At 43.8% G+C, this 18,769-nt stretch carries 23 protein-coding genes; 4 read left to right on the forward strand and 19 right to left on the reverse strand.

From position 1 onward, the window contains the following. The first annotated feature begins 91 nt into the window (after positions 1-91). The gene (locus IHV12_RS22860) at positions 92-226 is read left to right on the forward strand and encodes a hypothetical protein (protein ID WP_255552547.1); all 135 of its coding nucleotides are present in this window, start codon (positions 92-94) and stop codon (positions 224-226) included. On the opposite strand, the gene nuoH is transcribed toward IHV12_RS22860, so the two are convergent. Genes nuoH through IHV12_RS05645 form a run of 5 tightly spaced genes read right to left on the reverse strand, consistent with a single transcriptional unit; the run spans position 207 to position 4,477 of the window. Beyond that, a complete protein-coding gene (gene nuoH, locus IHV12_RS05625) occupies positions 207-1,208 on the reverse strand; it encodes an NADH-quinone oxidoreductase subunit NuoH (RefSeq protein WP_197129877.1) in 1,002 nt (333 codons plus the stop codon). The genes IHV12_RS22860 and nuoH overlap by 20 nt on opposite strands. Then, positions 1,205-2,305, reverse strand: a complete 1,101-nt coding sequence (locus IHV12_RS05630) for an NADH-quinone oxidoreductase subunit D (RefSeq protein WP_197190162.1) — start codon at positions 2,303-2,305, stop codon at positions 1,205-1,207. Before IHV12_RS05630 ends, nuoH begins: the two co-directional genes overlap by 4 nt. 5 nt (positions 2,306-2,310) lie before the next feature. After that, the gene (locus IHV12_RS05635) at positions 2,311-3,600 is read right to left on the reverse strand and encodes an NADH-quinone oxidoreductase subunit C (RefSeq protein ID WP_197190163.1); all 1,290 of its coding nucleotides are present in this window, start codon (positions 3,598-3,600) and stop codon (positions 2,311-2,313) included. Then, positions 3,597-4,112 carry a NuoB/complex I 20 kDa subunit family protein gene (locus IHV12_RS05640; protein ID WP_137791106.1) on the reverse strand — a complete coding sequence of 172 codons (516 nt, stop codon included), beginning with the start codon at positions 4,110-4,112 and terminating at the stop codon, positions 3,597-3,599. The genes IHV12_RS05635 and IHV12_RS05640 overlap by 4 nt, the downstream gene beginning before the upstream one ends. Further along, on the reverse strand, positions 4,103-4,477 hold the full coding sequence (locus IHV12_RS05645) for an NADH-quinone oxidoreductase subunit A (protein ID WP_066398906.1): 375 nt from the start codon (positions 4,475-4,477) through the stop codon (positions 4,103-4,105). Before IHV12_RS05645 ends, IHV12_RS05640 begins: the two co-directional genes overlap by 10 nt. Before the next feature lie 219 nt (positions 4,478-4,696). On the opposite strand from IHV12_RS05645, the gene IHV12_RS05650 reads away from it, so the two are divergent. Together IHV12_RS05650 and IHV12_RS05655 are read left to right on the forward strand one after the other, a co-directional pair. Then, positions 4,697-4,894 (forward strand): hypothetical protein, encoded by a 198-nt coding sequence (locus IHV12_RS05650; RefSeq protein WP_066398908.1) that lies wholly within the window; start codon positions 4,697-4,699, stop codon positions 4,892-4,894. Positions 4,895-4,926: 32 nt separating this feature from the next. Further along, a complete protein-coding gene (locus tag IHV12_RS05655; RefSeq protein WP_197190164.1) occupies positions 4,927-5,316 on the forward strand; it encodes a DUF1722 domain-containing protein in 390 nt (129 codons plus the stop codon). 318 nt (positions 5,317-5,634) lie between these two features. Here IHV12_RS05655 and IHV12_RS05660 read toward each other — a convergent pair whose 3' ends face one another. From IHV12_RS05660 to IHV12_RS05675, 4 genes are all read right to left on the reverse strand, one after another. Next, positions 5,635-7,293, reverse strand: a complete 1,659-nt coding sequence (locus IHV12_RS05660) for a glycerol-3-phosphate dehydrogenase/oxidase (RefSeq protein WP_197190165.1) — start codon at positions 7,291-7,293, stop codon at positions 5,635-5,637. 238 nt (positions 7,294-7,531) lie between these two features. Further along, positions 7,532-9,034 carry a glycerol kinase GlpK gene (gene glpK, locus IHV12_RS05665; RefSeq protein ID WP_197190166.1) on the reverse strand — a complete coding sequence of 501 codons (1,503 nt, stop codon included), beginning with the start codon at positions 9,032-9,034 and terminating at the stop codon, positions 7,532-7,534. 33 nt (positions 9,035-9,067) lie between these two features. Further along, positions 9,068-9,895: an MIP/aquaporin family protein gene (locus IHV12_RS05670; RefSeq protein ID WP_197128307.1), complete on the reverse strand. Its 828-nt coding sequence runs from the start codon at positions 9,893-9,895 to the stop codon at positions 9,068-9,070. 203 nt (positions 9,896-10,098) lie between these two features. Then, the gene (locus tag IHV12_RS05675) at positions 10,099-10,644 is read right to left on the reverse strand and encodes a glycerol-3-phosphate responsive antiterminator (protein ID WP_144696936.1); all 546 of its coding nucleotides are present in this window, start codon (positions 10,642-10,644) and stop codon (positions 10,099-10,101) included. Between the two features lie 191 nt (positions 10,645-10,835). On the opposite strand from IHV12_RS05675, the gene IHV12_RS05680 reads away from it, so the two are divergent. Beyond that, positions 10,836-11,015 (forward strand): hypothetical protein, encoded by a 180-nt coding sequence (locus IHV12_RS05680; protein ID WP_197190167.1) that lies wholly within the window; start codon positions 10,836-10,838, stop codon positions 11,013-11,015. A gap of 382 nt (positions 11,016-11,397) precedes the next feature. On the opposite strand, the gene IHV12_RS05685 is transcribed toward IHV12_RS05680, so the two are convergent. The 10 genes from IHV12_RS05685 to IHV12_RS05730 all read right to left on the reverse strand — a co-directional run bounded on the left by IHV12_RS05685 (position 11,398) and on the right by IHV12_RS05730 (position 18,564). Further along, entirely contained in the window at positions 11,398-11,805 is a 408-nt protein-coding gene (locus tag IHV12_RS05685; RefSeq protein ID WP_197190168.1) for a F0F1 ATP synthase subunit epsilon, read from the reverse strand. 22 nt (positions 11,806-11,827) lie between these two features. Then, complete coding sequence (gene atpD, locus IHV12_RS05690) at positions 11,828-13,216, reverse strand: F0F1 ATP synthase subunit beta (protein WP_144696930.1); 1,389 nt, start codon at positions 13,214-13,216, stop codon at positions 11,828-11,830. A gap of 55 nt (positions 13,217-13,271) precedes the next feature. Then, on the reverse strand, positions 13,272-14,123 hold the full coding sequence (gene atpG, locus IHV12_RS05695) for an ATP synthase F1 subunit gamma (protein WP_066398937.1): 852 nt from the start codon (positions 14,121-14,123) through the stop codon (positions 13,272-13,274). 122 nt (positions 14,124-14,245) lie between these two features. Beyond that, positions 14,246-15,745 (reverse strand): F0F1 ATP synthase subunit alpha, encoded by a 1,500-nt coding sequence (gene atpA, locus IHV12_RS05700; protein ID WP_197190169.1) that lies wholly within the window; start codon positions 15,743-15,745, stop codon positions 14,246-14,248. 19 nt (positions 15,746-15,764) lie between these two features. Then, positions 15,765-16,316 carry a F0F1 ATP synthase subunit delta gene (locus tag IHV12_RS05705; protein WP_197190170.1) on the reverse strand — a complete coding sequence of 184 codons (552 nt, stop codon included), beginning with the start codon at positions 16,314-16,316 and terminating at the stop codon, positions 15,765-15,767. Further along, entirely contained in the window at positions 16,313-16,831 is a 519-nt protein-coding gene (gene atpF, locus IHV12_RS05710; protein WP_137791115.1) for a F0F1 ATP synthase subunit B, read from the reverse strand. The genes IHV12_RS05705 and atpF overlap by 4 nt, the downstream gene beginning before the upstream one ends. 112 nt (positions 16,832-16,943) lie before the next feature. Then, positions 16,944-17,156, reverse strand: coding sequence for a F0F1 ATP synthase subunit C (gene atpE / locus IHV12_RS05715; protein WP_066244772.1), 213 nt, complete (start codon positions 17,154-17,156; stop codon positions 16,944-16,946). Between the two features lie 83 nt (positions 17,157-17,239). Then, positions 17,240-17,950, reverse strand: coding sequence for a F0F1 ATP synthase subunit A (gene atpB, locus IHV12_RS05720; RefSeq protein WP_197128303.1), 711 nt, complete (start codon positions 17,948-17,950; stop codon positions 17,240-17,242). A gap of 6 nt (positions 17,951-17,956) precedes the next feature. Then, positions 17,957-18,343: an ATP synthase subunit I gene (locus IHV12_RS05725; protein WP_191754312.1), complete on the reverse strand. Its 387-nt coding sequence runs from the start codon at positions 18,341-18,343 to the stop codon at positions 17,957-17,959. Then, a complete protein-coding gene (locus tag IHV12_RS05730; protein ID WP_066244770.1) occupies positions 18,340-18,564 on the reverse strand; it encodes an AtpZ/AtpI family protein in 225 nt (74 codons plus the stop codon). The genes IHV12_RS05725 and IHV12_RS05730 overlap by 4 nt, the downstream gene beginning before the upstream one ends. Between the last annotated feature and the right edge of the window lie 205 nt (positions 18,565-18,769).

Here is an 18,769-nt window from a genome sequence, read left to right on the forward strand (position 1 = left end):
TAGAAGCTTGTTGCTGTTCAATCATTTTTCGTCTTCTTTGAACTATTGGTTGTAGTGAAAGGTGTGAGACTCCTGCGGGACAGGTGGGCGGGTGAGACACTTAAATGTAAAACATTCGAATGTGGCTCACCGCCTGCCCCGCGGAAAGCGAACACCTGTAACGGAAACCAACACCCTCAATAACCAGCAGTCTGCTCTAAACACTTTTATAAAAACAATTCCTTAACTGCTGCACTGACGAAAATGTTTAGCAGTGCTAGCGGTAGTAGGACCTTCCAGGCAAAGCCCATCAGTTGATCGGCGCGGAGTCGTGGCAGTGTTCCACGGATCCAGATCATAAAAAATACGACGATGCTGAATTTGACGCCGAACCACAGCATACCTGGAATAAAATCTAAGAACGGAATCGGATTCCAGCCGCCGAGAAACAGGACAGTCGTTAAGGAAGCCATTGCAAACAGATATACATATTCTGTGAGCATGAAGAACGCCCAGCGAAACCCTGAGTATTCGACGTGATACCCTGCAACGAGCTCTGACTCTGCTTCAGGTAAATCGAACGGTGTACGGTTCAACTCAGCGATGGAAGAAATCAAGAAAACGAAAAAGCCGATCGGTGTTAAAAAGATGTACGCAATGTTTTCTTGTCCTCTTACGATATCGTTTAAGTTTAGACTTCCAGCGAACAGAATCACCCCGATTACAGAGATGACGAGCGGAATTTCGTACGAAATCATCTGTGCTGCAGCACGCATGCCGCCGAGTAACGAGTATTTATTATTCGATGCCCAGCCACCCATTAAGATGCCGATCGTTGAGATTCCGGAAACAGCTACGTAATACAGAAGGCCGACACCGAGGTCTGCGAACTGCATGTTTTCTGAGAACGGAATCGTCGCAAGCACCATGAACGCTGGTGCAAATGCGATGACCGGTGCTAAGATGAACAACGGCCGATCAGCTAGTTTCGGTATGGTGTCTTCTTTTATCAAAAGTTTAAAAACATCTGCTACCGTTTGGAGAAGACCGAATCTTCCTCCAACCCGGTTCGGTCCTGTTCGCATCTGCATGAACCCGAGCACTTTTCGTTCGGCTAGAATCGCGTATGTTACGAAACCGAGCACCGTGACGAGTAATGCCGCGCCGAGCGCAAAGAAAATCGCAACATGCGTCCAGCCTGGCTGTGCGTATAAAAGCTCCTCCATCAGCCATCGACCTCCCCGAGAACGATATCAATCCCGCCTAAGATGGTAATCAAGTTGGAGATGTTTTCACCCACTAAAAGTTTTGGCAGAATCTGAAGGTTGTAAAAAGATGGCCTGCGAAACTTCAAGCGGTAAGGTTCTTTTTTTCCTTCTGACGCGATGTAGCAGCCGATCTCTCCGCGAGGCGACTCGATGCGAACGAAGGCTTCACCCTTTGGCGGCTTGATAATTCTTGGTACTTTTGCCATGACAGGGCCTTCTTCTGGAAACTGTTTCACCGCTTGTTCTACAATCTTGAGTGATTCTTCGATCTCTTGCATGCGGCACTGATAGCGCGCCCATGCATCGCCTGTATGAAACACCGGTACATCAAAATCAAAACGGTCATAGATCGAATAAGGTTCATCTTTTCTAAGATCCCAATTCGTACCCGTGCATCTTAAGTTCGCGCCGCTTAAGGAAAAGTTCAGTGCTTCTTCTTTCGTGTAGTAACCGATTCCTTTAACACGATTCAAGAAGATTTCGTTGCCTGTCACAAGGTCGTGATAGCCAGCAAGCTCTTCTCTCATGTACGGAACAAAATCTCGGACTTTCTCGATCCAGCCTTCTGGTGCGTCCCACTTCACACCGCCAACACGCATATAGTTGAACGTAAGGCGAGCCCCACAGATCTCATTCAGCATATTAATGATGGCTTCTCGTTCACGAAACGCGTATAGAAATGGGCTCATCGCCCCGATATCCAATAAATATGTACCGAACCAAACGAGATGGCTTGCGATGCGGCCGAGCTCCATCACAATCACGCGCAAATATTCCGCTCGTTCTGGTATCTCTAAACTCATCATCGTTTCAACCGCATGGCAGATCACGTAGTTGTTCGTCATGGCCGCTAAATAATCCATGCGGTCTGTGTATGGAATAATCTGCGTGTACTGAAGGTTTTCTGCTAATTTCTCAGTGCCTCGGTGAAGATATCCGATCACTGGCGTAGCTTCGATGATCGTCTCTCCGTCAATTTTTAGTACGATTCGAAAAACACCGTGCGTACTCGGATGCTGAGGCCCAACGTTGAGGAGCATCTCTTCTGTTCTGATCAATGTCTCTACACCTCCACGTCATGTGGTTCGTAATCTTTTCTAAGCGGATATCCTACCCAATCGTCTGGCAGCATGATGCGCGTTAAGTTCGGATGACCTTCAAAATGGATGCCTAAAAGATCATACGTTTCACGCTCTGGCCAGTTTGCTCCCTCCCATAACGGGGTAATGGAATGGGTAGTAGCGCTCGTTCTGTCTATCTTTACTTTTAATGCAACGGACTGGCGATGATTGTAAGAATACAGGTGGTTATAGACTTCAAAATGCGTTTCAAAATCCGTGCCGTGCATTTCAGATAAATAATCAAAACGAAGCTGGTCGTTATATTTTAAAAACTCCGCAATTTTATAATAGGATTCAGGTTTTGCAACTAAGGTAGGGACGTCTTTTGACAGTCTGTTAATATAGGAATCTTCGAGTACATCTTCTCCTAGATGTTCTTTGATGACTTTTGTGTAGGTATCGAGGATAGGTTGGTTTGGTGATGGTTTTTCTTCTGCGACAGGTTCAGTTGCTGCACCTTTTGCATTCGCGGCAGCACGTGCTTTTGCGGCTGCAGCTGCTTTTGCTTTGGCTGCGGCGATCGCTTTCGCTTTTTCGTCATCACCTGCTGGACTAGTTGGTGCATCTGACCCTGCTTCACGGGAAGCCTTCGCTTTTGCAGCGGCGGCAGCTTTTGCCTTGGCTGCAGCGACAGCCTTTGCTTTTGCCGCTGCTTTCGCTTTTTCATCGTCTGAAGCGGGTTCGGTGGATGCGTTGCCTCCACTCTCTCTTGCTAGTTTTGCTTTAGCGGCAGCTGCTGCCTTCGCCTTTGCTGCTGCGGCTGCTTTCGCTTTCGCGGCGGCTAGTGCTTTTTGTTTCGCAAGATCGTCTGTTGGCTCATCGATTTTTGGAACTTCTGATGTTTCTGCTTTCTCAGCCTGACGCTGTTTTGCAAGTTCAAGCGCTTTTGCCTTCGCTTCTGCAGCCGCTTTCTTTTTTAGCTCTTCTTTTGTTAGCTCCGGTTCAGCTGCGGTCGGCTCTGTTACTTCTGCAGCTTTTGCCTTTTCAGCCTGGCGCTGTTTCGCGAGCTCAAGGGCTTTGGTTTTTGCCTCTGCGGCTGCCTTCTTTTTTAGCTCTTCTTTTGTTAACTCCGGTTCGGCTGCTTTCGGCTCTGACTGTTCAGCCGCCTTTGCCTTTTCAGCCTGGCGCTGTTTCGCAAGCTCCAACGCTTTTGCTTTCGCTTCTGAGGCTGCTTTTTTCTTTTGTTCTTCTATCGATAATCCTTCATTAGAATCATTTTGCTTATCTGTCATTCGCTCATCACCTTCTTGCCTGTCTTCGCTTCATAACGGATTTTTTCTTGAAGCTTGTTGATGCCATAAATGAGTGCAGCAGGGTTAGGTGGACATCCTGGTATGTATACATCCACGGGTACGATCTGATCGACACCTTTTACGACAGCATACGATTTGATGTAAGGTCCTCCAGCTGTGGCGCATGATCCCATCGCGATGACCCACTTTGGTTCTGGCATCTGTTCATATAATCGCTTTAAAACGGGCGCCATCTTTTTCGTTACGGTTCCTGAAACGATCATCACGTCAGATTGACGAGGTGAAGTACGGAATATACTTCCGAAACGGTCTAAGTCATAATGAGACGAACCTGTGCCCATCATTTCAATCGCACAGCAGGCGAGTCCAAAGGTTAACGGCCATAGTGAGTTACTTCTGGCCCAGGCTTTCACTTGTTCGAGTGTTACCATGAATACGTTGCGGTCTAGTTCGGCGCGTTCTTCAGCCGTAAGTTCCCACTTTATGTCCATTTCAGCACCTTCTTTTTCCAAGCGTATACAAGACCTAACGTTAAAAGAACAACAAAAATCCCCATTTCGATGAGAGCGAACACGCCTAGCTCTTCATAGGCAACGGCCCAGGGGTATAAAAATACGGTTTCAACATCAAAAATAACGAACATGAGCGCAAACAAATAATAGCGGACATTGTACTGAACCCAACTTTGATGAAATGGCTCAATGCCGCTTTCGTAGGTGGTGTATTTTTCTGCTGATGGTTTATAAGGGCGCAATAAACGGCCTGCAGTCAATGCGACAACCGGCAAAAGGACCCCTAAAAATAAAAATACAGCCACAATGAGGTAATTGTTTTGATACAGATGATAAAAATCCATTCTGACTACCTCCTAATCTTCAGAATTTTTTAAATTCTGTAACCGCTTTAATTATAGCAAATTCCATATTTTGTGTCGATGTGCTTCTTCACATATGTTACTTACACTATATTAGGGTCTCCCCCTTATTTTTCTATAGAAATGTTCATAATCCTGTAAATTTTTTGGATGTGACTCGTCACCGTTAGCAGTATGATAGGTGTAAAGGGGAGATTCGTAATGGATATATGGTGGATTGCTTATTTCTTGATTGTCGTAATCTCGATCGCTGGGTTAGTCGGTACGATCATGATTTCTAAAACACAGGACGAAAAATACGGAAGTTCAACGCGTCAGAACCTCGTGCGCCTTACACTCATCTATGCAGTGGTGATCCTTGTTTCGATCATCGCACTTGCTCTCTACATTTATCTTTAATGAAATGTCGTTATTATAGGATGTGATCTCAATTGAAAAAAGAGACCGAACAGCTGTGGGCGAGTGAAAAATACACCGTGATGGCTAAGGGCTACAACTTTTACAAAGAGGTTCAAGGGCAGATGAGGGATGCTCAATCTGACTCTGACTATGAAAAAGTTAAGCTGTTGATTGCTGAGTATAAGGAAAAACCTTTTGAGCGACGTGCTTTATGCAACACATTAGAACATGTTTGGGGTTATTTTAAAAAATCAGCCGAGGAAGTGGACAAGCAGCACTTTTTTTCGCTGCTGACCACGTTGAGAGAGTCAGATGAAGAGTATTATGATGAAATGCCTTATGAAATGGATCTTTTTTTGCAATATTTGCTTCAAAAATACCCTTCAGATTACTTATCACGTTCAACATTTATCAAGAATTGAGGATGCTCCCGCCGTGTTATGGGATCATCCTTTTGTTTTGGCTAATATAGGTGCAGTTTCGGTGAACGAAACTGTTTGTTATGTATACCCTGTTGGGTATCTTTGAGATCCAATCCAGAAATTTAAGCCTTCAATCCACAAAATTCGGTGTACAATCCACGAGTTTTTAGCTTGAATCCAAAAGTTTTGGCTATTTATCCTCAAGTCGACAAACCTCGACACCTGTCAGTCACAAATAACTCCTCATATACCCCACACATAAAAAAACACCCCGCTCAACCAAGCGGGATGCCTTTCTGCCATACCTATATACTTTTATCAGATCGCCTCAACAGACAATCGCAATTGCTCTTCGAAATCTTCTGCATGCTCACGTTTTTGTTCTGCGTTCCAGCCCAATTTGTCTGCCATGCAGTTGATCACATTTTCTTTCCACTCATACACCGTATCGATGTCAAAGTATAGAGCCGACGTACGGCGGATCAAGAAGTCAGATGGTGTTGATGTCATCTCATACTCTAATGCGTAGAGTAGTGATGCGTACAAACTTACTGGTAAGTTGTAGCTCTTCGCCTCTTCACCGCGTTCTTTCATATAACCATAAACGATATCGATGTTCGTGCCATAACGTTGAACGAGCTCACGAGCTTTCGCGTCATCCAAACCTAACGCCAAGCCTTCTTGTACTTTCGTACGAAGGAAGTCTGCGAAGTTTTGGCTCCCACCCATCTTACCGCCAGATAATTCCATGTGTTGCGTGCGGCATCCAGGGAATTTCGCGCCTTCTTCTTCACCTAGCTGATCACGAACGATATCCACGACTTTTTCAGCCATCTTACGGTAACCAGTCAGCTTACCACCTGCGATTGTTAACAATCCGGATGGTGAGTGGAACACTTCATCTTTACGAGAAATTTCTGAAGGTCCTTTTTTCGGTTCGTGAATCAACGGACGCAGTCCTGACCATGAAGATTCAACATCGTCGCGCGTGATCTTCACGTCTGGGAACATGAAGTGGATCGTGTTCAATACATATTGAAGATCCTCTTCCGTCATACCTGGGTTTGCAAGGTCTCCTTTATAATCTGTATCTGTCGTACCAATATATGTTTTACCCGCACGTGGGATCGCGAAAACCATACGGCCATCTTCTGTATCATAATAGACCGCTTGTTTTAATGGGAACTTTGAGCCATCAATAACAAGGTGAATCCCTTTTGTGTGGTGGATCTCTTTTCCTGTTTTCGAACGGTCTTCTTCACGAAGCTCATCTACCCATGGACCTGTTGCGTTTACGATCTTTTTCGCGTAGATCTCATGAATTTCACCAGTGAGCTGGTCTTCCACTTTTACACCGACCGCTCTTTTTCCGTTATAGATAAAGCTTGTAACTTTCGCGTAGTTCACAGCTGATGCTCCGCGTGCTACTGCTTCTTTCATAATCTCAAGCGTTAGACGAGCGTCATCTGTTTTGTATTCAACATAATATCCGCCGCCAAGTAAGTTATCCTTTTTCAAAAGTGGTTCACGGCGTAATGTTTCTTCAGCTGAAAACATCTTTCTGCGTTCTTTACGTTTTACGCCTGCTAAGAAATCGTACACTTTTAGACCGATGGATGTGGAGAACTTTCCGAACGTACCGCCTTTATAAAACGGAAGCAGCATCCATTCTGGTGTTGTTACGTGTGGAGCGTTCTCGTATACGATCGCACGTTCTTTACCAACTTCTGCAACGAGTTTTACTTCGAACTGTTTTAAATAACGAAGTCCGCCGTGAACAAGTTTTGTAGATCGGCTGGATGTTCCAGCAGCAAAGTCCTGCATCTCAACAAGACCTACTTTCATACCACGCGTTTGGGCATCTAAAAGAATTCCCGCTCCTGTTACGCCTCCTCCGATTACAAGAAGATCAAGCTTCTCTTGTTTCATACCTGTGATGATTTCTTCTCTTTTATATGTTGAAAATGATGCTGTCATTTTCTCTTCACTCCTTCTGTACAGAACCGTTGGACATATATAATACGGGTAGTTTTCCCGGAATCAGCGAACCCAACACACATTTTTCAACATTTCCGTGTATTGGCACGTATGCACGCAAAAAAGACCACAAGAACCCCGCATCGTTTGTACGAGGTTTTGTGGTCTCTCCTGATCTCCAACCGGTTCAATATCAACTTGTGATTAGTATAACGCAGTTTTCTAGATTTTGAAAGGGTTATGCTTTAGGTTTATACGCAATCGTTGCTTCAACAGCTTTTTTCCAGCCATCATAAAGCTCTTTACGCTCTTCCTCTTTCATGTTTACGTCGAAGTCTCTGTCCACTTTCCATTTATCTGCAATTTCTTGACGATCGCCCCAGAAACCGACTGCTAGACCTGCCAAATATGCAGCGCCGAGTGCCGTCGTTTCATTGATTTCTGGACGCTCAACCGGAACGTTTAAAATATCACTTTGGAACTGCATCAAGAAATTGTTCTTAACTGCTCCGCCATCAACACGAAGTTTTTTCAACTCGATACCTGAGTCTGCTTCCATCGCTGTTAAAACATCAGCCGTTTGATACGCAAGTGACTCAAGTGTTGCACGAACGAAGTGCTCTTTTTCTGTACCGCGTGTCAGTCCGAAGATCGCACCGCGTGCTTCTGAATCCCAGTAAGGAGTTCCGAGGCCAACGAATGCTGGCACAACATAAACGCCATCTGTTGATGCAACGCGCTCTGCATAATCTTCACTGTCTGCCGCATCTTTTAACATACGAAGTCCGTCACGAAGCCATTGAATGGCAGATCCAGCAACAAAAATACTTCCTTCAAGTGCGTACTCTACTTTCCCGTCCACACCCCAAGCGATCGTCGTTAAAAGGCCATGCTCTGACTTAACCGCTTTTTCTCCTGTGTTCATAAGCATGAAACAGCCTGTACCATACGTGTTCTTCGCCATTCCTTTTTCAAAACAAGCTTGTCCGAAAAGTGCCGCTTGCTGATCGCCTGCGATACCTGCGATCGGAATATTTTTACCGAAGAAGTGATAGTCGATCGTTTCACCGTATACTTCTGAAGATGATTTTACTTCAGGAAGCATAGATTTCGGAACGCCTAAGATCTCAAGAAGCTCGTCATCCCATTTAAGATCGTAAATATTGTACATGAGTGTACGTGAAGCATTTGAATAGTCCGTTACGTGCGCTCTTCCACCTGTTAGCTTCCAAACTAGCCATGTATCGATCGTACCGAATAATAGATCACCGTTTTCTGCTTTTTCACGAGCACCTTCAACGTTATCAAGAATCCATTTAACTTTTGTTCCTGAGAAATAAGCATCGATCAACAGTCCTGTTTTATCTCGGAATTTATCGTTTAAGCCTTGGTTTTTTAGCTCATCACAGATTTCAGCGGTTTGACGAGACTGCCAAACAATCGCGTTGTGAACAGGTTTTCCAGTGTTTTTGTCCCAAACGACCGTTGTTTCACGCTGATTCGTGATTCCGATCGAAGCAATCTCGCCTGGGTCTGTATCTGTTTTTGATAAAACTTCAGCCACTACTGCTAAAATCGTTCCCCAAATTTCTTGTGCATCATGCTCTACCCAGCCTGGCTTCGGGAAGTGCTGCTTAAATTCCTTTTGTGAGATCTCAACGACTTCTCCTGCTTTGTTAAAAAGGATCGCTCTTGAGCTTGTCGTTCCTTGATCGAGTGCAATGATATATTTCTTTTCCATAGGTAAACCCTCCCAAAATGGTTTGTTCTTGTTTTAGTTTTCTATTTCATCTCCATGAGGCAGTGCATGTGTGCCTTTACTTCCTAAGAAGAACGTTATAGCAAAGATTGCTAGTGATACCACTGTCCAAATCCAGAATAACGTTGTAACTTTTCCTGTAAAAACAGCTTGATAGAACAATGCTCCGAAAACTCCTCCAAGCACTGGTCCTACAACTGGAATCCACGAGTACGTCCAGTTGGATCCACCCTTACCTGGTATAGGCAAGATAAAATGTGCGATCCTTGGACCAAGGTCACGTGCCGGATTGATGGCATAACCTGTTGGTCCTCCAAGTGACAACCCGATTGCTACGATTAGGAATCCGACGATCAGTGGATTTAACCCGTCTGAAAATTTATTCGCTCCAATTGACAATAATCCTACTAGTAAAACCGCAGTTCCAATGAATTCTGATAAAAGATTCGAAAACGTATGCGGAATTGCAGGGTCCGTTGAAAAAACTCCTAATTTTACCGCTGGATCATCTGTTGCTTTCCAGTGAGGAAGGAAGTGGAAGTATACAACCATTCCTCCTAAGATACCACCGATTATTTGTGCAATGATATATGCTGGCACATCCGACCAAGCAAATTCACCGATTGAAGCAAGACCTAGTGTTACTGCCGGATTAAGGTGTGCACCGCTAAAGCTTCCGACTGCATATACCGCCATTGCAACAGCTAACCCCCAAGCAAGTGCGACAACGATCCATCCCCCACCTTGGGCTTTTGATTTATTCAAGGAAACGTTTGCAACAACGCCCCCGCCAAATATGATTAGAATCATTGTTCCTATCAGTTCTGCCATAAATGTTGACATGTATTTTCCTCCTTTTGTGCAATCGCTATCAAATATAAGTGCAATGATGTGTCCGGATTTCATCAAAAAAAGACCCAGCAAAAGATACCTATAGTTTTGCTATAAGTAACCCTTGTGGATCTCCATGTTCTCCGTCACGTTTATGAACTTGTCTCTATTATAACAAGGATGAAAACGTTGTCAAACGTTATTTCACAAGAACATTAGATCCACAATTCCGGGTTTGAAGTCGTCACAGCCTCTGCACCTGCTTCAAGTGCTTCCATTACGTTCACTTTTGTACGAATTAATCCACCAGCAATTACCGGTATACCCGCTTGCTCACTCACTTCTCTTATTATTTCCGGCATGATGCCTGGCAAAACCTCTAAATAGTCTGGCTGAGCACGTTCGATCACTTTATAACTCGTTTCAAGTGCTAATGAATCTAATAAAAACAAACGCTGAACCGCGATCATGTTCTTCTTTTTAGCACGAATGATGCAGTTAGACCGGGTAGAAATGATTCCTGCTGGTTTCATTTCTTGTGCTAAAAAGTCGACTGCATACTCATTTGCTTTCAGCCCGTTGATCAGATCGAGATGAACCAAAACTTTCTTCTTTCTTTCGTTCGCCATAGCAATCATGAATTTCAACTGACTGATATGCGTATCCAAACATACGATATATGTGTATTTGCTGTTTAGCAGCTTCTCAAAATCCTTCATCTTTCTCGCTGCCGGCAAAACTTTTTGTCCATGGAAGCTCATCTTGCACACCCCTTACGTTCTTATCATTCACCAGTTCTCACATTTTATTGCAAAACCCCGGTAAACCGCCTTTTTTACATATTAAGTGATAATAACACATACAACTACCGACGGACGAGCATTAAATAGTGTATAGCTTTTTTAATGAAGCTATATTTTAAGCACTTCCTTTGCTTGAGGAGGTGAAAAGCATGATTAAAAAGAGAAAAAAACCTGTGATCTCTCCTGTTGGCGACTTTCAAAATCCTTTTGGTGATGAAGTGGTTCAAATGGAAGAGGTAACAGAAACGAACGCGATGACTGATGAAAATGGCGATCAGCTGTGGTTACGTAGGGTCTCATGTGCTCCGCCGAATTTTGGAAGAAACTAAATAAAAAACGATTCATCCGATGTTCAACCTTCTCAAACTGAACGTGATGTCCTCGTATAGAACCCCTTTGACTTTATTTTTGGACAAGTCAGAGGGGTTTTTGATTTCTGAAAAAGGTCAGGTACAGTTTCGGTTCCCGAAACTGTACAATCGATATACCTTATGGGGTATAAAATTTGTGCAATCCAAAAGTTTAGGCTGTTTATCCAGAAGTTTTGCCTGTTTATCCACGAATTTCAGTCCTCAATCCAAAAGTTTTGCTCCTTTATCCACGAGTTTACAATCCTCGACATCGCTCGCACTCCCTATACCATCACATACCCCCTAGAAACACAAAAAAAGCCCTCCAACTCTCTCAAAAGAGAGCTGAAGGGCTTTTGACTTAACGTTTTGTTGCTATGTCGATACGGTTCATTGCGCGTTTAAGCGCAAACTCCGCACGAGCTGCATCTAGGTTGTCTTGTCTGTTGCTAGCAAGACGCTGTTCGGCACGCTCTTTTGCTGCACGTGCACGATCTACTTCGATGTCGCCAGCGATCTCAGCAGCTTCTGCTAAAATCGTGACTTTTTCAGGTCGCACTTCAATAAATCCACCGCTAACGGCCACATATTGTGTTTTCCCATCAACGTCGTGAACACGCACGGCGCTGATCGTTAAAGGAGCTACAAGAGGGATATGGCCTGGAAGAATTCCAAGCTCCCCACTTTTTGCTTTCGCGCTGACCATTTTCGCATTTCCTTCAAACACAGGACCATCAGGGGTTACTACGCTGACTTGAATGGTTTTCATCCAATCTTACCCCTTTCAGGCATTAGGCCAAAGTTTTTGCTTTTTCAATAGCATCCTCAATAGAGCCTACGAGATGGAACGCTGATTCCGGAAGATCATCGTATTTTCCTTCAAGGATTTCTTTGAATCCACGAACTGTTTCTTTAACAGGAACGTATGAACCTTTTTGTCCTGTAAATTGTTCTGCAACGTGGAAGTTTTGAGATAAGAAGAACTGGATACGACGCGCACGGTGTACAACTAGCTTGTCGTCTTCAGAAAGCTCGTCCATACCAAGGATTGCGATGATATCTTGAAGCTCTTTATAACGCTGTAAAGTCGCCTGTACTTTACGAGCTACTTCGTAATGCTCTTCTCCAACGATCTCAGGAGAAAGTGCACGTGAAGTTGAAGCTAGTGGATCTACCGCTGGATAGATACCCATAGCTGTTAGTTTACGCTCAAGGTTAGTTGTTGCATCTAAGTGGGCGAACGCTGTAGCTGGAGCCGGATCCGTATAGTCATCGGCAGGTACATAGATCGCTTGGATAGATGTTACAGAACCTTTTTTCGTAGATGTGATACGCTCTTGTAATTGACCCATCTCAGTTGCAAGAGTTGGCTGGTAACCTACCGCTGATGGCATACGGCCAAGAAGGGCAGATACTTCAGAACCTGCTTGCGTGAAACGGAAGATGTTATCTACGAAGAAAAGAACGTCTTGTCCTTCCTCGTCACGGAAGAATTCAGCCATTGTCAAACCAGAAAGAGCGATACGTGCACGTGCTCCAGGTGGCTCGTTCATCTGTCCGAATACCATTGCCGTTTTCTTGATAACACCAGAGTCACTCATCTCGTGGAAAAGGTCATTTCCTTCACGAGTACGCTCACCAACACCTGCGAATACGGAGATACCACCGTGTTCTTGTGCGATGTTGTTGATAAGCTCCTGGATAAGAACTGTTTTACCTACACCCGCACCACCGAAAAGACCGATTTTTCCACCTTTTACGTATGGAGCGATAAGGTCAACTACTTTAATCCCTGTTTCAAGGATCTCCGTTTTTGTTGTTAATTCTTCAAAAGAAGGTGCTGAACGGTGGATCGGGTCACGGCGAACATCTGCCGGTACTGCCTCACCAAGGTCAATGTGATCACCTGTTACGTTAAATACACGTCCAAGAGTTGCTTCACCTACTGGTACAGAGATCGGCTTACCTGAGTCAGCGATTTCCATTCCACGAACAAGACCATCCGTTGAATCCATTGCGATTGTACGAACCATGTTATCACCAAGGTGAAGTGCTACTTCTAGTGTTAAGTCAACACCCTCAGCGCTAACAGTTAAAGCGTTAAGCAATTCTGGAAGCTGGCCTTCGAACTTAACGTCAACGACCGGTCCAAGAATTTGAGTAATATAGCCTTTATTCATCGGTTTCCCTCCTATCTTACTTTGCAAAATAGCTGCTAGAATCACTTATAAAAGTCTATTCTAGAGCTGCTACACCGCCGACGATTTCCGTAATTTCCTGAGTGATGGCTGCTTGACGCTCACGGTTGTACGAGAGGTTCAATTGGCCGATCAGTTCATTAGCGTTATCCGTTGCATTTCTCATCGCAGTCATACGAGAAGCATGCTCGGCTGCTTTCGCATCAAGTAAAGCACCATAAATCAAGCTCTCCGCATATTGAGGAAGAAGCACTTCAAGGATCTCGTCCTCTGATGGTTCGTACTCATAGGAAGATTTTGATTTTGTTGCAGCGATATCTGTTAACGGAAGAAGCTTCTTCTCCGTCAGATCGCTCTGAATGGCACTTACAAAATGGTTGTAATACATGTAAAGCTCATCAAATGTTCCGTCCGCATAAAGACCGACTGCCTTTGAAGCGATTGCCTTGATTTCAGCAAAGGATGGCTGGTCTGCCACGCCTGTGATGCTGTCCAAGATCGACATCTTACGGCTTTTGAAAAAGTTCACACCAACTTTACCGATTACGATCAATGCATACTCATCTGCTGATTTGTGACGCTCTTGAATCGTACGGTAAACGTGGCGCAAAATATTCGAGTTATAAGCTCCTGCTAATCCACGGTCAGCTGTAACGACGAAGTAACCCGTCTTCTTCACTGGACGTGTTAAAAGCATAGAGTGTTTCGCGTTGCTTCCAGATGCGATGCTTCCTACCACTTCTTGGATCTTGTCCACGTAAGGGCCGAAAGATTTCGCATTTTGCTCAGCGCGGTTTAGCTTTGCAGCTGAAACCATCTCCATCGCTTTTGTGATCTGCATGGTCTTTTTAGTGGAGTCTATACGTGCTTTAATATCTTTTAATGCCATTCATTTTCACCACCTTTATTGGTAGTTTAAAAATCGGTTAACCTCATTTTAAACATAGTAAGCTGGTTGCAAGGCGCAGCTCATCACTGCAACTGCACCTCTGCTTTTAAAGTCTATATATCTTACGCGAATGTCTTTTTGAATGCTTTGATCGCTTCGTCTAGGCTGTCACCTTCAGGAAGTTTACCAGTCGTTTTGATTGCATCAAGAACGTCTTTAGAGTTAGCTTCCATGTGAGCGTAAAGCGCTTCTTCAAAGCGGTTTACATCTTCAACAGCTACATCATCGATGTAACCACGAGTCAATGCATAAAGGATTGCAACTTGGTGCTCAACTTTTAGTGGCTTGTGAAGTCCTTGCTTAAGTACTTCAACTGTACGTGCACCACGGTTAAGTTTTGCTTGAGTCGCTTTATCAAGGTCAGATCCGAACTGAGCGAATGCTTCTAGTTCACGGTATGAAGCAAGATCTAGACGAAGTGTACCAGATACTTTGCTCATCGCTTTGATCTGAGCTGCTCCCCCTACACGAGAAACGGAGATACCTGCGTTGATCGCTGGACGAACTCCGGAGAAGAACAAGTCAGATTGTAAGAAGATCTGTCCGTCTGTGATAGAGATAACGTTTGTTGGAATATAAGCAGATACGTCAGATGCTTGCGTTTCAATGAACGGAAGCGCTGTGATGGATCCGCCACCTAAGTCGTCATTCAACTTCGCTGCACGCTCTAATAGACGTGAGTGAAGGTAGAATACGTCCCCTGGGTAAGCTTCGCGGCCTGGAGGACGACGAAGTAACAAGGAAAGCTCACGGTATGCAGCAGCTTGCTTAGAAAGATCATCATAGATGATCAATACGTGCTTGCCAGCCCACATGAATTCTTCAGCCATAGATACCCCAGCATAAGGAGCTAGGAACAACATTGGTGCAGGTTGAGAAGCAGATGCTGATACAACGATTGTGTAATCAAGCGCTCCGTGTGCACGAAGTGTTTCTACTACGCCCGCAACTGTTGATTCTTTTTGACCGATCGCTACATAGATACAGATCATATCTTGATCTTTTTGGTTAAGGATCGTATCGATCGCTACAGCTGTTTTACCTGTTTGACGGTCACCGATGATAAGCTCACGTTGTCCGCGTCCGATTGGCACAAGTGCGTCAATCGCTTTAATACCTGTTTGAAGCGGCTCATGTACAGATTTACGAGCCATTACGCCTGGAGCTTTTTGCTCGATAGGACGTGTTTTTGTAGTCGCAATTGGACCTTTGCCATCGATAGGCTGTCCAAGTGGGTTAACTACACGGCCAAGAAGCTCTTCACCTACAGGAACTTCCATGATACGTCCTGTACGTTTTACTTCGTCACCTTCACGAATTTCTTGGTAAGGCCCAAGAATGATGATACCTACGTTGTTTTCTTCAAGGTTTTGGGCCATACCCATTACACCGTTAGAAAATTCAACTAGCTCACCAGCCATTACGTTATCTAATCCATGGGCACGGGCAATACCGTCACCGACCTGGATAACTGTACCCACATCATTAACTTCGATCTCAGATTGATAGTTTTCAATCTGTTTTTTAATTAAAGCACTGATTTCTTCAGCTTTAATGCTCATGAATTTCACCCCTATCCTCTCAGCTTCCGTTAGAAGCTAATTGACGTTCCATTCGATTCAACTTTCCGCTGATGCTTCCGTCAAAAATACGGTTGCCAATGCGGATCTTAATTCCTCCAACAAGAGAAGAATCTACAATATTATTAATGCGCAACGCTCTTTTGCCGACTCGGGCAGCAAACGTTTGCTCCAACTTCTGTATCTCTGAGTCTGATAAAGGACGTACAGAATATACATTTGCGTCGGCAATGCCTTGTGCTTCATTTGCTAATTCAATGAACTGCGCTGCCATCTCTGTGATGTATGTGTAACGGTTACGGTCTACCATCAGATAGATCGTGTTCATTACAGCGGTAGAAAGTTCAGCTCCAACGCTCTCTTTGATCAAAGATTTCTTTTGATCCTTCGATACTTTTGGATGTGATAGAACTTTTTGAAGCTCTTTGTTAAGCTCCAGTACGTTCTTCACAAGACGCAATTCTGAAACTGTATCTTCAAGTTTCGTAACACCAACTACTTCAAAAAGTGCTAATGCATAACGTTTTGCTACGACTGCTTGATCTTTGCTCATCGAGACTCGCCTACCTCTTGAAGGTATTCGTTAATAAGCTTCTCCTGAGAGCTCTCATCAAGTTCTTTTGCAATAACTTTAGAAGCGATCTTAACGGATAGAGCAGCAACTTCTTGACGAAGTGTAGCAACTGCTTTTTCTTTTTCAGAAGCGATCTCAGCCAATGCAGCTTCTTTTACACGCTCAGCTTCATCACGAGATGCTTTAATGATTGCTTCACCTTGTGCTTCGCCTTGCTTTTTAGCATTGTCGATAATAGACTTTGCTTCTTCTTTCGCTTTCTTTAACTCAGCAACTTGAGACTCAAGATAGCTCTTAGCTTCTTGACGGGATTTTTCAGCCGCATCAATTTCGCTGTTGATATGTGATTGGCGCTCCTTCATGATTCCCATTAACGGGCCCCATGCGAATTTACGCAATAATACTAGTAGGATTAAAAATGCAGCTAATTGGTAAAGAATATCACCTGTGTTCAGGCCTCCACCTGCAGCAGCACCTAGAATTAAGTTTTGCACACCATTTCCTCCCTTCAATCAATCATACATAAGGAATGGCGAAGGGTAGTCCCTATTGGGAAACTTGCTTCGCCATTATAGAAATCGTAATAAACAGTGGTTGTTTTAAGGATTAAGAACCAAGCGCGATGAACGCGATAACCACACCGATGATTGGAAGTGCCTCAACTAATGCAACCCCGATGAACATTGTTGTTTGAAGAGTACCACGTAGTTCTGGTTGACGAGCGATCCCCTCAACTGTACGTCCTACGATTAAACCGTTACCAATACCAGCACCAAGTGCCGCTAGACCTACCGCGATTGCAGCTGCAATAAGATTCATGATAAAATTTCTCCCTTCTGAATTCCCTTAAAGTTTTTATGAAAATGGGCTTCTTATTATAGAAGCTTGATATTTCCTGAAGATTAGTGATCGTGACTTACTTTATGTGCCAAGTAAACCATTGTTAGCATCGTGAAGATAAATGCTTGGATTGCACCAACGAATACTGAGAAGCCTTGCCACACGATTAATGGGAAGATTCCAAGTACGCCAGCAAAAATACCCATCTTAGTTAAACCTACCAATAGACCTAAAAGCATCTCACCTGCGAAGATGTTACCGTAAAGACGAAGACCAAGCGTTAATGTGTTCGCAAACTCTTCAATAATCTTTAGTGGGAACAAGAACTTCATCGGTTTGAAGAATTCAGCTCCATATTCCTTGAACCCTTTCATTCTCACACCGTAATAGTGTGATAGCGCCACTACCATAACTGCTAGAGTCAAAGTAATAGTTGGGTCTGCAGTAGGGGATTTCCACCATAGATTATGGTCGACTACTACTGCAAAAGGTAATCCCAGCATGTTGGCAACGAAAATATACATGATTAATGTAAGTCCTAAAGCTAAAAAGCGTCCGCCCGTATGCCAATCCATTGTGCTGTTGATGATTCCTTTTACGAAATCGACTACCCATTCAAGGAAGTTTTGCATTCCTCCTGGTCGCATTGACAGGGTTCGAGTAGCGAGTACCGCAATAAGGAAAACAATAACGGATGAAACTGTGATCATTAGTACGTTTGACAGGTTAAACGTCAAACCTAGAAAATCAGCTGTAACTGCACCATGTTCCACCTATGTTCACCTCTTTTCCTTTGGAGTACGTGTAACTTGAGTTAGTGAATCTATTAACATGATAATGTAGACTGACATCAATCCCACTACCACACTTAATAAATGAAAATGTTCCGGGTATTTCATCGCGATGAGCACCGCTAACCCTGCAAAGAGGAGCCTTGAAAGTGAACCGAGTGTTTTCACTCTTTTCTGCTGAATCACTGCTTGTCCCATGCGGTCGATCTTCGAATACATGCTCCAAAGATTGTAGAGACTAAACACAGTTCCTAGAGCCAGTCCTAAAAAGATAGCTTTGTAAGGAGTGACAGCATAACCGACGAAAAAAAGAGAGAGAAGATATAATGTGTACTTTATGTATTTGAAAAACACCGATTTGTACTCATTCATCATTGCCCGTCCCCTGAAAACTTCGATATTAAGCGGATCATCCCGTAAACACCTGTTCCAAGACCTAGAAACAACCCGATGATAAGGAAGATTGGAAATTCATTGCCGACTTTCTCGTCCAGCCATTTCCCTCCAAAAAGTCCAACTAAAATGCATCCAACAAGCTGAGAAAGAATGCCAGACATTAAAGCCATCGCTTTATAAGGGCGTTTCCCGTTGCTCATATCGTATGGACTCCTTCCTTCTGGAAATCTGGTAATAATTTTCTTGAAAACCCTTGTAAACACAAGAATGTAAACCTTACCATATTCCCTTTGTAAGAATACAATAGTGACATTTCTATGTCAACGACTTACGGGACGGTTTATTAAATAAATTGTGGAAATTTTGTGGCTTGTTTCAATGGTTTATTATTCACTTTGTTTACTA

The organism is Fictibacillus sp. 7GRE50, assembly GCF_015903875.1.
Classification (GTDB): domain Bacteria; phylum Bacillota; class Bacilli; order Bacillales; family Fictibacillaceae; genus Fictibacillus; species Fictibacillus phosphorivorans.

What these genes read in the sequence shown, in the direction of transcription:
- IHV12_RS05685 (WP_197190168.1), bottom strand. Translation starts at nt 11,805, where the DNA reads ATGAAAACCATTCAAGTCAGCGTAGTAACCCCTGATGGTCCTGTGTTT.
- IHV12_RS05725 (WP_191754312.1), bottom strand. Translation starts at nt 18,343, where the DNA reads ATGATGAATGAGTACAAATCGGTGTTTTTCAAATACATAAAGTACACA.
- IHV12_RS05670 (WP_197128307.1), bottom strand. Translation starts at nt 9,895, where the DNA reads ATGTCAACATTTATGGCAGAACTGATAGGAACAATGATTCTAATCATA.
- IHV12_RS05660 (WP_197190165.1), bottom strand. Translation starts at nt 7,293, where the DNA reads ATGACAGCATCATTTTCAACATATAAAAGAGAAGAAATCATCACAGGT.
- atpE (WP_066244772.1), bottom strand. Translation starts at nt 17,156, where the DNA reads ATGAATCTTATTGCAGCTGCAATCGCGGTAGGTCTAGCGGCACTTGGT.
- IHV12_RS05730 (WP_066244770.1), bottom strand. Translation starts at nt 18,564, where the DNA reads ATGAGCAACGGGAAACGCCCTTATAAAGCGATGGCTTTAATGTCTGGC.
- atpD (WP_144696930.1), bottom strand. Translation starts at nt 13,216, where the DNA reads ATGAATAAAGGCTATATTACTCAAATTCTTGGACCGGTCGTTGACGTT.
- atpA (WP_197190169.1), bottom strand. Translation starts at nt 15,745, where the DNA reads ATGAGCATTAAAGCTGAAGAAATCAGTGCTTTAATTAAAAAACAGATT.
- IHV12_RS05645 (WP_066398906.1), bottom strand. Translation starts at nt 4,477, where the DNA reads ATGGATTTTTATCATCTGTATCAAAACAATTACCTCATTGTGGCTGTA.
- IHV12_RS05635 (WP_197190163.1), bottom strand. Translation starts at nt 3,600, where the DNA reads ATGACAGATAAGCAAAATGATTCTAATGAAGGATTATCGATAGAAGAA.
- IHV12_RS05675 (WP_144696936.1), bottom strand. Translation starts at nt 10,644, where the DNA reads ATGAGCTTCCATGGACAAAAAGTTTTGCCGGCAGCGAGAAAGATGAAG.
- IHV12_RS05650 (WP_066398908.1), top strand. Translation starts at nt 4,697, where the DNA reads ATGGATATATGGTGGATTGCTTATTTCTTGATTGTCGTAATCTCGATC.
- IHV12_RS05640 (WP_137791106.1), bottom strand. Translation starts at nt 4,112, where the DNA reads ATGGACATAAAGTGGGAACTTACGGCTGAAGAACGCGCCGAACTAGAC.
- IHV12_RS05680 (WP_197190167.1), top strand. Translation starts at nt 10,836, where the DNA reads ATGATTAAAAAGAGAAAAAAACCTGTGATCTCTCCTGTTGGCGACTTT.
- IHV12_RS05705 (WP_197190170.1), bottom strand. Translation starts at nt 16,316, where the DNA reads ATGAGCAAAGATCAAGCAGTCGTAGCAAAACGTTATGCATTAGCACTT.
- glpK (WP_197190166.1), bottom strand. Translation starts at nt 9,034, where the DNA reads ATGGAAAAGAAATATATCATTGCACTCGATCAAGGAACGACAAGCTCA.
- atpG (WP_066398937.1), bottom strand. Translation starts at nt 14,123, where the DNA reads ATGGCATTAAAAGATATTAAAGCACGTATAGACTCCACTAAAAAGACC.